Consider the following 13,048-nt stretch of genomic DNA (forward strand, 5'->3'; position numbering starts at 1 on the left):
GCGCCGGAACCGCGGAGTGCGGGCGGGTCCGGCTTGCGCACCGGCGCCGGCGTCCGCGGCGGCCGTGGTGCCGCCATCTGTCGTACGGACACGGCGGTGGGCGGGTGCCCGGCGGTGGAGCCTGCGGGTCGTGGCTACGATGGGCCAGCCGGTGGCCACAGGGGCCGCTCGGCCATCCGACCCCTCGGGAAGGCCATGCTGAACAAGTACGCGCGTGCATTCTTCACGCGTGTCCTCACACCGTTTGCCGCATTTCTGCTCCGTCGCGGAGTGAGTCCGGATGCGGTCACGCTCATCGGTACGGCCGGAGTGATGGCGGGTGCGCTGGTCTTCTTCCCTCGCGGGGAGTTCTTCTGGGGCACCATCGTCATCACCCTCTTCGTCTTCTCCGACCTCGTCGACGGCAACATGGCGCGCCAGGCCGGCGTGTCCAGCCGGTGGGGCGCGTTCCTCGACTCCACCCTGGACCGGGTCGCCGACGCGGGCATCTTCGGCGGACTCGCCCTCTGGTACGCCGGCACCGGTGACGACAACGTGCTGTGCGCGGTCGCCATCTTCTGTCTCGCGAGCGGCCAGGTGGTCTCGTACACCAAGGCCCGCGGTGAGGCGATCGGGCTGCCCGTCGCCGTCAACGGCCTGATCGAGCGGGCCGAACGGCTCGTGATCACGCTGGTAGCCGCCGGGGTCGCCGGACTGCACAAGTTCGGGCTGCCGGGTGTCGACGTGCTGCTGCCGGTCGCACTGTGGGTCGTCGCTGTGGGGTCGCTGGTGACCCTGGGGCAACGGGTCGTGACGGTACGCCGTGAGTCGGCCGAGGCCGACGCGGCGACCGGGAACGGAGCCACGTCGTGAGCACGGACCGGGGGAAGGGCCACGCCGCCGCCGGGAGCGGGCGGCCGTCCGCCAAGGACAGGCTGGTCGACGGGTTGTACGGGCTCGGCTGGGCCGGGGTGAAGAAGCTGCCCGAGCCGGTCGCCGCCGGCCTGGGCCGCCTGGTCGCGGACCGGACCTGGAAGCGGCGCGGCAAGAGCGTGCTGCGGCTGGAGGCCAACCTGGCCCGGGTGGTGCCCGACGCGGACCCGGCGCGGCTGCGGGAGCTGTCCCGGGCGGGGATGCGCTCGTACATGCGGTACTGGATGGAGTCCTTCCGGCTGCCCGCGTGGAGCCGGGAGCGGATCGCCTCCGGTGTCGAGATCCAGGACCTGCACCGGCTGACGGACACCCTGGAGGGGGGCCGCGGAGTCGTTCTCGCGCTGCCGCACCTGGCCAACTGGGACCTGGCGGGCGCGTACGCCACCAGCCACCTCGGCCATCCCTTCACGACGGTCGCGGAACGCCTGAAGCCGGAGTCCCTGTTCGACAGGTTCGTCGCGTACCGCGAGAGCCTCGGGATGGAGGTCGTGCCGCACACGGGCGGCTCCGCCTTCGGCACGCTGGCCAGACGGCTGCGCCGCGGCGGTCTGGTCTGTCTGGTCGCGGACCGGGACCTGTCCGCCTCGGGCGTCGAGGTGAAGTTCTTCGGCGAGAGCGCGCGGATGCCGGCCGGGCCCGCGATCCTGGCGCAGCAGACGGGGGCGCTGCTGCTGCCGGCGACGCTCTGGTACGACGGCCGGATGATGCGGGGACGGGTGCATCCGCCCGTGGACGTACCGGAGACAGGTACGCGCGGCGAAAAGACGTCATTGATGACACAGGCGCTGGCCGACGCCTTCGCCACGGGGATCGCCGAGCATCCGGAGGACTGGCACATGCTGCAACGACTGTGGTCGGCGGATCTGGACGCGCGACCGGAGGACCGGAGTTGAGGATCGGGATCGTCTGCCCGTACTCCTGGGACGTGCCGGGGGGCGTCCAGTTCCACATCCGGGACCTGGCCGAGCACCTGATCGGGCTCGGCCACGAGGTCTCCGTGCTGGCGCCGGCGGACGACGACACCCCGCTGCCGCCCTACGTGGTGTCGGCGGGCCGGGCGGTGCCGGTCCGCTACAACGGGTCGGTGGCACGGCTGAGCTTCGGCGTCCTGTCGGCGGCCCGGGTGCGGCGCTGGCTGCACGACGGGACCTTCGACGTGGTGCACATCCACGAGCCGGCGGCGCCCTCGCTGGGCCTGCTGACCTGCTGGGCGGCGCAGGGGCCGATCGTCGCGACCTTCCACACCTCCACGGCCCGCTCGCGCGTCATGCTCGCGGCGTACCCGATCCTGCAGCCCGCGCTGGAGAAGATCAGCGCGCGGATCGCGGTGAGCGAGTACGCGCGGCGCACGCTCGTCGAGCACCTGGGCGGTGACGCGGTCACCATCCCCAACGGCGTCGACGTCGACTTCTTCGCGAAGGCGGAGCCGAAGGCCCAGTGGCAGGGCCAGACCCTGGGCTTCATCGGCCGCATCGACGAGCCGCGCAAGGGCCTGCCCGTGCTGATGCGCGCGCTGCCCGCCATCCTGGCGGCGCGCCCCGACACCCGGCTGCTGGTCGCGGGGCGCGGTGACGAGCAGGAGGCGGTGGCCTCGCTGCCCGAGGAGATGCGCTCCCGGGTGGAGTTCCTCGGCATGGTCAGCGACGAGGACAAGGCACGGCTGCTGCGCAGCGTGGACGTGTACGTGGCCCCCAACACGGGCGGTGAGAGCTTCGGCATCATCCTGGTCGAGGCGATGTCGGCGGGGGCGCCGGTGCTGGCGAGCGACCTGGACGCGTTCGCGCAGGTGCTGGACCAGGGAGCGGCGGGCGACCTGTTCGCCAACGAGGACGCGCAGGCGCTGGCCGCCGCGGCGGTACGCCTGCTCGCCGACGCGGGCCGCCGGGCCGAACTGAGCGAACGGGGCGCGCTCCATGTGCGCCGCTTCGACTGGTCGACGGTCGCCGCGGACATCCTGGCGGTGTACGAGACGGTGATGGACGGCGCGGGAGCCGTGGCGACGGAGGATGACGAACGCCCGGGAAGAATGGCCCGCGCCCGAATGCGCATGGCCCGGGACTGAGAACGCCTGGGGGGGCGCCCCTTCAGGGGCGCACCTTCAGGGGCGCGGGGAACTGCGCGATCAGCCATGACGCGCCCGCACGCGCTCACTTCGCCCCGCCGGGCACCCACCGCCCCGCCGGGCACCCACCGCCCCGCCGTGCACCCACCCGCGCCCCGCCCCGCCCCGCGCCAAGCGGCCCGCGCCGAGCGGATAGCCTCGCCGGGTGACCGTAACCCTCATCTGGATCGTCGTCGCCCTCTTCGCGATCGGTCTCTACCTCAGCTGGACCGCGGGCCGCCTCGACCGGCTGCACGCCCGTATCGACGCCTCCCGCGCGGCCCTCGACGCGCAACTGCTGCGGCGGGCCTCCGTGGCACAGGAGTTGGCCACCTCGGGGGTGCTGGACCCCGCCTCGTCGATCGTCCTGTACCAGGCCGCGCACGACGCGCGGCAGGCCGAGGAGGAGCATCGGGAGGTCGCGGAGAGCGAGCTCAGCCAGGCGCTGCGGGCCGTGTTCGGGGAGCCGGAACAGGTGGAGGCGCTCAAGCTCGCCCCGGGCGGCGAGGAGGCCGCGGGCGAGCTGGCCGCCGCGGTACGCAGGGTGCCGATGGCGCGCCGGTTCCACAACGACTCGGTGCGGGCCGCCCGCGCGCTGCGCCGGCACCGGACGGTCCGGTGGTTCCGGCTGGCCGGGCACGCACCGTTCCCGCTGGCGTTCGAGATGGACGACGAGGCCCCGGTGGCACTGGCCGATCGCCCCGGCACCTGAGCGCCCCGCGACTGCCCCGTACCGAGTACGCCTCGGCCGGTCGACCGCCCCGGCACCTGAGCGCCCGGCCGCCCGCCGGCCGCGAAAACGATCCACCGGCTCATCATTGGCCCTTGCAGTGGACTGGTCGCAGGGCGTTTGCTCAGTCATGCAGGAACCCGTGCGGGAATCTGCCGAAACGCCTGCCTTTCCGTCTTCGAGCGAGGTCGATCAGATGTCCAGCAACACCACCTCCCACACCCCCGCCACCGGCACCGACCGCGTCAAGCGCGGCATGGCCGAGCAGCTCAAGGGCGGCGTGATCATGGACGTCGTCAACGCCGAGCAGGCGAAGATCGCCGAGGACGCGGGCGCCGTCGCGGTCATGGCGCTGGAGCGGGTGCCCGCCGACATCCGCAAGGACGGCGGCGTGGCCCGGATGTCCGACCCCAACATGATCGAAGAGATCATCGAGGCCGTGTCCATCCCGGTGATGGCGAAGTCCCGCATCGGTCACTTCGTCGAGGCCCAGGTCCTCCAGTCGCTCGGCGTCGACTACATCGACGAGTCCGAGGTGCTGACCCCGGCGGACGAGGTCAACCACTCCGACAAGTGGGCCTTCACCACCCCGTTCGTCTGCGGCGCCACCAACCTCGGTGAGGCCCTGCGCCGCATCGCCGAGGGTGCGGCGATGATCCGCTCCAAGGGCGAGGCCGGCACCGGCAACGTCGTCGAGGCGGTCCGCCACCTGCGCCAGATCAAGAACGAGATCGCCCGGCTGCGCGGCTACGACAACAACGAGCTGTTCGCCGCCGCCAAGGAGCTGCGCGCCCCGTACGAGCTGGTCAAGGAGGTCGCCGAGCTCGGCAAGCTCCCGGTGGTGCTGTTCTCGGCGGGTGGCGTCGCCACCCCCGCCGACGCCGCGCTTATGCGCCAGCTCGGCGCCGAGGGCGTCTTCGTCGGCTCCGGCATCTTCAAGTCCGGCGACCCGGCCAAGCGCGCCGCCGCCATCGTCCGGGCCACCACCTTCTTCGACGACCCGAAGATCATCGCGGACGCCTCGCGGAACCTGGGCGAGGCCATGGTCGGCATCAACTGCGACACCCTCCCCGAGTCCGAGCGCTACGCCAACCGGGGCTGGTAACGAGCATGAACAGCAACCCCGTTGTCGGCGTCCTGGCCCTCCAGGGCGACGTCCGGGAGCACTTGATCGCCCTGGCCGTGGCCGACGCCACGGCCAGGGAGGTCCGGCGCCCCCAGGAGCTGGCCGAGGTCGACGGTCTGGTGATTCCGGGCGGCGAGTCCACCACCATCTCCAAGCTGGCGGCCCTGTTCGGCCTGCTGGAGCCGCTGCGTGCCCGCATCGCCGACGGGATGCCGGTGTACGGCACCTGCGCCGGGATGATCCTGCTCGCGGACAAGATCCTCGATCCGCGCTCGGGCCAGGAGACGCTCGGCGGCATCGACATGATCGTGCGCCGCAACGCCTTCGGACGGCAGAACGAGTCCTTCGAGACCACCGTCGACGTCACCGGCATCGAGGACGGCCCCGTCGAGGGCGTCTTCATCCGCGCGCCGTGGGTGGAGTCGGTGGGCGCCGAGGCCCAGGTGCTGGCCGAACACGGCGGTCACATCGTGGCCGTACGGCAGGGCAACGCCCTCGCCACGTCCTTCCATCCGGAGCTCACCGGGGACCACCGGGTGCACGCGATGTTCGTGGACATGGTGCGCGCTGCCTCCTGAGCGCAGCCATCGGAGCGGATCCCGGTAGGATCTCTGCCGAAGCAGGCAGAATTGGTTACGCGAAGGAGACAGGCAGATGTCCGGCCACTCTAAATGGGCTACGACGAAGCACAAGAAGGCCGTGATTGACGCCAAGCGCGGCAAGCTCTTCGCGAAGCTGATCAAGAACATCGAAGTCGCGGCCCGCACGGGCGGCATCGACCCCGAGGGCAACCCCACGCTGGTCGACGCCATCCAGAAGGCGAAGAAGAGCTCCGTCCCCAACAAGAACATCGACTCCGCGGTCAAGCGCGGCGGCGGTCTTGAGGCGGGCGGCGCCGACTACGAGACGATCATGTACGAGGGTTACGGCCCGAACGGCGTCGCGGTGCTCATCGAGTGCCTCACCGACAACCGCAACCGTGCCGCGTCGGACGTGCGTGTGGCCATGACCCGCAACGGCGGCTCGATGGCCGACCCGGGTTCCGTCTCGTACCTCTTCAACCGCAAGGGCGTCGTCATCGTCCCCAAGGGCGAGCTCACCGAGGACGACGTGCTGGGCGCGGTGCTCGACGCGGGTGCCGAAGAGGTCAACGACCTCGGCGACACCTTCGAGGTGATCAGCGAGGCCACCGACCTGGTCGCGGTCCGCACCGCGCTCCAGGAGGCGGGCATCGACTACGACTCGGCGGACGCCAACTTCGTGCCGACCATGCAGGTCGAGCTGGAGGAGGAGGGCGCGCGCAAGATCTTCAAGCTGATCGACGCGCTGGAGGACAGCGACGACGTGCAGAACGTCTTCGCCAACTTCGACGTCAGCGACAAGGTCATGGCCGCGCTCGACGAGGAGTAGCCGGCGGTTGCCACAACCCAGTACGACGACGGGCCGGCGGGGACATCCCCGCCGGCCCGTCGCGTTGCCGGACCTGATTGTCGGTGCGAGCGGCTAGCCTGCACAAACAGGTGAGCGAAGGCGAAGAGGGGGCAGGGTGCGCGTACTGGGTGTGGACCCGGGGCTGACCCGGTGCGGTGTCGGCGTGGTCGAGGGGGTGGCGGGCCGCCCGCTGACCATGTGCGGGGTGGGTGTCGTACGCACCCCCGCCGACGCCGAGTTGGGCCTGCGGCTGGTCGCCATCGAGCAGGGCATCGAGCGCTGGCTCGACGACTACCGGCCCGAAGTCCTCGCCGTGGAGCGGGTGTTCAGCCAGCACAACGTGTCGACGGTGATGGGTACCGCCCAGGCCAGCGCGGTGGCCATGCTGTGCGCGTCCCGCCGCGGCATCCCCGTCGCCCTGCACACCCCCAGCGAGGTCAAGGCCGCCGTCAGCGGCAGCGGCCGGGCGGACAAGGCGCAGGTCGGGGCGATGGTGACCCGGCTGCTGCGGCTCGACGCCCCGCCGAAACCGGCCGACGCCGCCGACGCCCTCGCCCTCGCCATTTGCCACATCTGGCGGGCCCCCGCGCAGAACCGGCTCCAGCAGGCGGTCGCCGCCCACAAGTCCCGTACGCCGGTGGCCCGTTCAGTGAGCACCGCCAGGAAAGGTCGCACCTCATGATCGCCTTCGTCAGTGGCCCGGTGGCCGCCCTCGCCCCGACCACCGCGGTCATCGAGGTCGGCGGCGTCGGCATGGCCCTGCAGTGCACGCCGAACACCCTCGCCACCCTCCGGCTCGGCCAGGCCGCCAAGCTCGCCACCTCCCTGGTCGTCCGGGAGGACTCGCTCACGCTGTACGGCTTCGCGGACGAAGACGAACGACAGGTCTTCGAACTGCTCCAGACCGCGAGCGGCGTCGGCCCCCGCCTCGCCCAGGCCATGCTCGCCGCGCACAGCCCCGACGCGCTGCGGCTCGCGGTGGCCACCGGTGACGAGAAGGCGCTCACCGCCGTCTCCGGCATCGGCAAGAAGGGAGCACAGAAACTCCTCCTCGAACTGAAGGACCGGCTCGGCGCCCCGCTGGGCACCGGCAACCAGCTCGGCGCGCAACGCGTCGCCTCGGGACCCGCCCCCTGGACCGAGCAGCTCAGCGCCGCCCTGATCGGGCTCGGTTATGCCTCCCGGGAGGCGGAGGAAGCGGTGGCCGCCGTCACGCCGCAGGCGGAGGCGGCTCTCGCCGAAGGCACCCAGCCGCCGGTTCCGCAGCTGCTGCGTGCCGCCCTCCAGACCCTCAACCGCACCCGCTGACCGCGCACGGCGACCCCGCCACCTCCTCGCCGCGCACCGGTCCCGCCGACCCGCGTCGCCCGCACCCGCCACATCCGACCCGAGAGATCCGCACATGAACTGGGACGAGTCCGGACCCGACACCGACCCGAGGCTGGTCGACTCCTCCGCCGACGGCGAGGACCAGGCCGTCGAGGCCGCGCTGCGCCCCAAGGACCTGGACGAGTTCGTCGGCCAGGAGAAGGTGCGCGAACAGCTCGACCTGGTGCTGCGCGCGGCCCGCGCCCGCGGCGCCACCGCCGACCACGTGCTGCTCTCCGGTGCGCCCGGCCTCGGCAAGACCACCCTCTCCATGATCATCGCCGCCGAGATGGGCGCCCCGATCCGCATCACCAGCGGCCCGGCCATCCAGCACGCGGGCGACCTCGCCGCGATCCTCTCCTCCCTCCAGGAAGGAGAGGTCCTCTTCCTGGACGAGATCCACCGGATGTCCCGCCCGGCCGAGGAGATGCTGTACATGGCGATGGAGGACTTCCGCGTCGACGTCATCGTCGGCAAGGGGCCCGGCGCCACCGCCATCCCCCTTGAGCTGCCCCCCTTCACCCTGGTCGGCGCCACCACCAGGGCCGGACTGCTGCCGCCGCCGCTGCGCGACCGCTTCGGCTTCACCGGGCACATGGAGTTCTACGAGCCGTCCGAGCTGGAGCGCGTCATCCACCGCTCGGCCCGCCTGCTCGACGTCGAGATCGGCGTCGACGGGGCCGCCGAGATCGCGGGCCGCTCCCGCGGCACGCCCCGTATCGCCAACCGGCTGCTGCGCAGGGTCCGCGACTACTCCCAGGTCAAGACGGCGGGCGGGATCATCGACAAGGAGATCGCCGCAGCCGCCCTCAAGGTGTACGAGGTGGACCCGCGCGGTCTCGACCGCCTCGACCGGGCGGTCCTGGGCGCACTCCTCAAACTCTTCGGCGGCGGTCCGGTCGGGCTGTCCACCCTCGCGGTCGCGGTGGGGGAGGAGCGCGAGACGGTCGAGGAGGTCGCCGAGCCCTTCCTCGTACGGGAGGGACTCCTGGCCAGAACACCCCGCGGCCGGGTCGCCACCCCCGCCGCCTGGGCCCACCTGGGACTCGTACCGCCCCAGCAGGGCGCCACGAAAGGCGGACAACCGGGCTTGTTCGGGACGTGACGGTGTGGAAGCTCGCCGGGTCAGGAACCACGGTGCGATCCTGGACGTTGTTCCATTGATGCGGACTCATCTAGACTCCGCCGATGCCGACCTCTCCGGAAGGCATGCCCACCCCCGTATACAGAGGCCGCTTCTGCGCGGTCGTGCGAAGGAAGTTCCGTCCCGTGAGTATCGTGACCCTCCTCCCCTTCATCGTGCTCATCGGGGCCATGTTCCTGATGACCCGGTCCGCCAAGAAGAAGCAGCAGGCAGCTGCGCAGATGCGCAACGAAATGCAGCCCGGCACCGGCGTGCGCACCATCGGCGGTATGTACGCCACGGTCAAGGAGGTTCACGACGACTCGGTCCTTCTTGAGGTCGCCCCCGGCGTGCACGCGGTCTACGCGAAGAACGCCATCGGCGCCGTCCTCGACGACGCCGAGTACAACCGCATCGTGCACGGCGAGGGCGTGGCCGACGAGATCGACTCCGACACCCCCGTCGTCCCGGACGACGCTTCGTCGCTGACCGCCACCGACGACGCGGACGTGGCCCGCATCGACCTCGGCAAGAAGCCCGAGACGGACGAGCCGGCCGCCGACGTCGAGCCGAAGGACAAGAAGGCCGACGGCGAGGGCGACGCGAAGTAGTCACCTCCGCGGACCGTGCCGGACCTTTGCGGGGGCAGGCCCCCACAACACTTCGTGGCCGCATCGACGCACACCCGGCGCGTGCGGTTGGACAGGGAGATTCGAGAAGGTGGCAGCACCGAAGAAGGGCCGGAAGGCCTCGGGGGCCCCGGGCAGGCCGGGGCGTGCCCTGGCTCTGATCACGATCGTGATCCTCGCCCTCGCAGGCGGCATGTTCGCGTCCGGGCACACCACCCCGCGACTGGGCATCGACCTCGCCGGCGGTACGAGCATCACGCTCAAGGCGCAGAACGAGCCGGGCCAGCCCAACGCGATCAACAAGACCAACATGGACACCGCGGTCTCCATCATGGAGCGCCGCGTCAACGGCATGGGCGTCTCCGAGTCCGAGGTCCAGACCCAGGGCAACGACAACATCATTGTCAACATCCCCAAGGGCACGAACTCCAAGCAGGCCCGCGAGCAGGTCGGCACGACCGCGAAGCTCTACTTCCGTCCGGTGATGACGGTCACCGCGGGCTCCCCGACGCCCGACCCGGCGCAGACCCCGAAGCCGAACCCCTCGGCGACGGGCAAGCCCGAGGCGAAGGCCACGGACAAGGCCACGCCCACCCCGTCCTCGACCGCCACCTCCCAGGGCCGCGCCGTCACCGACGCGCTGAAGGCCCCGACGCCGACCCCCTCGGGCAGCGCGGGCTCCAAGAGCCCCGACCCGAAGGCGACGCCGACGGCGCCCGCGCCCGACCCGGCCACCAAGAAGCTCCAGGACGCCTTCGTCGCCCTGGACTGCACCAAGCCCGCGCAGCGTGAGAAGGCGGGCGACGGCATCAAGCCGAGCGAGCCGACGATCGCCTGCGGTCTCGGCACCGACGGCAAGACCTGGGAGAAGTACATCCTGGGCCCGGCCGAGCTCGAAGGCACCGACGTCAAGAAGGCCGCAGGCACGTTCGACACCCAGCGCGCGCTGTGGAAGGTCGACATGGAGTTCACCAAGGCGGGCTCCGAGAAGTTCTCCAAGACCACCGGCAACCTGATGAAGCAGCAGGACCCGATGAACCGGTTCGGCATCGTCCTGGACGGCAACGTCGTCTCGGCGCCCTCGGTCTCCACGGTCCTCAGCGGCAACGCCGAGATCACCGGCAGCTTCACCCAGGAGTCCGCACAGGAGCTCGGCAACATCCTGTCGTACGGTTCCCTGCCGCTGACGTTCAAGGAAGAGACCGTCACCACGGTCACCCCGGCGCTCGGCAGCGACCAGCTCGAAGCGGGCCTCATCGCCGGCGCCATCGGTCTGGCGCTCGTCGTCATCTACCTGGTGCTCTACTACCGCGGCCTGTCCTTCGTCGCGCTGATGAGCCTCCTGGTCTCCGGCATCCTGACCTACACGATCATGGCCCTGCTCGGCCCGGCCATCGGCTTCGCGCTGAACCTGCCCGCGGTCTGCGGCGCCATCGTCGCCATCGGTATCACCGCCGACTCGTTCATCGTGTACTTCGAACGCATCCGGGACGAGATCCGCGACGGCCGCACCCTGCGCCCCGCGGTCGAGCGCGCCTGGCCGCGCGCCCGGCGCACCATCCTGGTGTCCGACTTCGTGTCGCTGCTCTCCGCGGTGGTGCTGTACATCGTGACCGTCGGCAAGGTCCAGGGCTTCGCGTTCACGCTCGGCCTGACCACCCTGCTCGACGTCGTCGTGGTGTTCCTCTTCACCAAGCCGCTCATGACGCTGCTGGCCTCGAAGACCAAGTTCTTCGGCGAGGGCCACAAGTGGTCCGGCCTCGACCCGAAGCGGCTCGGTGTCAAGCCCCCGCTGCGCCGCTCCCGCCGCGTCTCCGCCCCCACCGAACCGAAGGAGGCGTGAGATGTCGCGACTCGGCAACATCGGCGCCAGGCTGTACCGCGGCGAGGTCGGCTACGACTTCGTCGGAAAGCGGATGATCTGGTACGGGATCTCCATCCTGATCACCGTCATCGCCATCGCGGGCCTCGGGTTCAAGGGCCTCAACATGGGCATCGAGTTCCAGGGCGGCGCGCTCTTCACGACGCCGCCCACCTCGGTCACCGTGGAGCAGGCGAAGGAGGACGCGGAGAAGGCCTCGGGCCACGACGCGATCGTCCAGAAGCTCGGCAACGGCACCCTGCGCATCCAGGTCGGCGGCCTCGACACCGCGACCGCGGCGCCGGTCACCGAGAAGCTCGCCCAGGACCTCCAGGTCCCGGCCGACAAGATCAACACCGAGCTGGTCGGCCCGAGCTGGGGCCAGCAGATCGCCAACAAGGCCTGGACCGGCCTCGGCGTCTTCATGGTCCTGGTGGTGATCTACCTGGCCATCGCCTTCGAGTGGCGGATGGCCGCCGCCGCCCTCATCGCCCTGATCCACGACCTCACCATCACCGTGGGCATCTACGCCCTGGTCGGCTTCGAGGTCACCCCGGGCACCGTGATCGGTCTGCTGACCATCCTCGGCTACTCCCTCTACGACACCGTCGTCGTCTTCGACGGTCTCAAGGAGGGCGCGAAGGACATCACCAAGCAGACCCGCTTCACCTACAGCGAGATCGCCAACCGCAGCCTCAACGGCACCCTGGTGCGTTCCATCAACACCACCGTCGTCGCCCTGCTGCCGGTCGCGGGCCTGCTGTTCATCGGCGGTGGCGTACTGGGCGCGGGCATGCTCAACGACATCTCGCTCTCGCTGTTCGTCGGTCTCGCGGCCGGTGCGTACTCCTCGATCTTCATCGCCACCCCGCTGGTCGCCGACCTGAAGGAACGCGACCCGCAGATGAAGGCCCTGAAGAAGCGCATCCTCGCCAAGCGGGCCTCCGCCGAGTCCAAGGGGGCGACCGAGGAAGGCCTCGGTGACCCCGAGGACGCCGCCCTGGCGCCCGCCGCCGGAGTCGTCGGCCAGCGGCCCGGCCGCGGCCGCCCCACCCCGGGGAAGCGCCGATGAGCAGCACCGTCGGCACCACCCGTGAGCTGCTGCTCAGCCGCATCCGCGACGTGCAGGACTATCCCAAGCCCGGCGTCGTCTTCAAGGACATCACGCCGCTGCTCGCCGACCCGAAGGCCTTCACGGCCCTCACCGAGGCACTCGCGCAGCTGTGCGCGAAGCACGGCGCCACGAAGATCGTCGGCCTGGAGGCGCGCGGCTTCATCCTGGCGGCGCCCGTCGCGATCCGCGCGGGCATGGGCTTCATCCCGATCCGCAAGGCGGGCAAGCTCCCCGGGGCGACGCTCTCGCAGACGTACGAGCTGGAGTACGGCAGCGCCGAGATCGAGCTGCACGCCGAGGACCTGGCCGCGGGCGACCGCGTCATGGTCATCGACGACGTCCTCGCCACCGGTGGCACGGCCGAGGCCTCGCTGGAGCTGATCCGGCGGGCCGGGGCCGAGGTCGCCGGGGTCGCGGTCCTGATGGAGCTCGGCTTCCTGAACGGCCGGGACAAGCTGGAGCCCGCGCTCAGGGGCGCCCCGCTGGAAGCCCTGATCACGGTCTGATCAGGCACGAAGCACCGCGAGAGGCGGGCCGCCGGGGCAACCCGGGGCCCGCCTTTCCCACCTTTTGACTCCTGGCCCAGGAAGAACGCGGGCCCGGGGGTCGATACCATGGGCCTTCCGGACCCGACCGGGGACCCCCTGGGCCGG

At 71.0% G+C, this 13,048-nt stretch carries 14 protein-coding genes; all 14 read left to right on the top strand.

Annotation, left to right across the window (positions count from 1 at the left end; genetic code table 11):
• Positions 1-195 precede the first annotated feature (195 nt).
• On the top strand, positions 196-852 hold the full coding sequence (pgsA, locus tag ACIQM4_RS26955; RefSeq protein ID WP_401596541.1) for a phosphatidylinositol phosphate synthase: 657 nt from the start codon (positions 196-198) through the stop codon (positions 850-852).
• Positions 849-1,805 carry a phosphatidylinositol mannoside acyltransferase gene (locus tag ACIQM4_RS26960; RefSeq protein ID WP_401596544.1) on the top strand — a complete coding sequence of 319 codons (957 nt, stop codon included), beginning with the start codon at positions 849-851 and terminating at the stop codon, positions 1,803-1,805. Before pgsA ends, ACIQM4_RS26960 begins: the two co-directional genes overlap by 4 nt.
• Entirely contained in the window at positions 1,802-2,974 is a 1,173-nt protein-coding gene (locus ACIQM4_RS26965; RefSeq protein ID WP_401596546.1) for a glycosyltransferase family 4 protein, read from the top strand. Before ACIQM4_RS26960 ends, ACIQM4_RS26965 begins: the two co-directional genes overlap by 4 nt.
• Before the next feature lie 205 nt (positions 2,975-3,179).
• Entirely contained in the window at positions 3,180-3,725 is a 546-nt protein-coding gene (locus ACIQM4_RS26970; RefSeq protein WP_401596548.1) for a hypothetical protein, read from the top strand.
• A 214-nt stretch (positions 3,726-3,939) separates the two neighbouring features.
• Entirely contained in the window at positions 3,940-4,848 is a 909-nt protein-coding gene (pdxS, locus tag ACIQM4_RS26975; protein WP_401596550.1) for a pyridoxal 5'-phosphate synthase lyase subunit PdxS, read from the top strand.
• 5 nt (positions 4,849-4,853) lie between these two features.
• Entirely contained in the window at positions 4,854-5,447 is a 594-nt protein-coding gene (gene pdxT, locus ACIQM4_RS26980) for a pyridoxal 5'-phosphate synthase glutaminase subunit PdxT (RefSeq protein ID WP_401596553.1), read from the top strand.
• Positions 5,448-5,523: 76 nt separating this feature from the next.
• Positions 5,524-6,279, top strand: coding sequence for a YebC/PmpR family DNA-binding transcriptional regulator (locus ACIQM4_RS26985; protein WP_401596556.1), 756 nt, complete (start codon positions 5,524-5,526; stop codon positions 6,277-6,279).
• A 136-nt stretch (positions 6,280-6,415) separates the two neighbouring features.
• Positions 6,416-6,982 carry a crossover junction endodeoxyribonuclease RuvC gene (ruvC, locus tag ACIQM4_RS26990; RefSeq protein ID WP_401596558.1) on the top strand — a complete coding sequence of 189 codons (567 nt, stop codon included), beginning with the start codon at positions 6,416-6,418 and terminating at the stop codon, positions 6,980-6,982.
• Positions 6,979-7,608: a Holliday junction branch migration protein RuvA gene (ruvA, locus tag ACIQM4_RS26995; RefSeq protein WP_401596561.1), complete on the top strand. Its 630-nt coding sequence runs from the start codon at positions 6,979-6,981 to the stop codon at positions 7,606-7,608. Before ruvC ends, ruvA begins: the two co-directional genes overlap by 4 nt.
• Positions 7,609-7,702: 94 nt before the next feature.
• The gene (ruvB, locus tag ACIQM4_RS27000) at positions 7,703-8,773 is read left to right on the top strand and encodes a Holliday junction branch migration DNA helicase RuvB (protein ID WP_401596564.1); all 1,071 of its coding nucleotides are present in this window, start codon (positions 7,703-7,705) and stop codon (positions 8,771-8,773) included.
• Between the two features lie 164 nt (positions 8,774-8,937).
• The gene (yajC, locus tag ACIQM4_RS27005) at positions 8,938-9,402 is read left to right on the top strand and encodes a preprotein translocase subunit YajC (RefSeq protein WP_401596567.1); all 465 of its coding nucleotides are present in this window, start codon (positions 8,938-8,940) and stop codon (positions 9,400-9,402) included.
• 109 nt (positions 9,403-9,511) lie between these two features.
• Complete coding sequence (secD, locus tag ACIQM4_RS27010; RefSeq protein WP_401596570.1) at positions 9,512-11,263, top strand: protein translocase subunit SecD; 1,752 nt, start codon at positions 9,512-9,514, stop codon at positions 11,261-11,263.
• A 1-nt stretch (position 11,264) separates the two neighbouring features.
• Positions 11,265-12,353: a protein translocase subunit SecF gene (secF, locus tag ACIQM4_RS27015; RefSeq protein WP_401596572.1), complete on the top strand. Its 1,089-nt coding sequence runs from the start codon at positions 11,265-11,267 to the stop codon at positions 12,351-12,353.
• Positions 12,350-12,901: an adenine phosphoribosyltransferase gene (locus ACIQM4_RS27020; RefSeq protein WP_401596576.1), complete on the top strand. Its 552-nt coding sequence runs from the start codon at positions 12,350-12,352 to the stop codon at positions 12,899-12,901. Before secF ends, ACIQM4_RS27020 begins: the two co-directional genes overlap by 4 nt.
• Positions 12,902-13,048: the final 147 nt, after the last annotated feature.

It is taken from the genome of Streptomyces sp. NPDC091272 (assembly GCF_044757485.1).
In the GTDB taxonomy this organism is placed as follows: Bacteria; Actinomycetota; Actinomycetes; order Streptomycetales; family Streptomycetaceae; genus Streptomyces.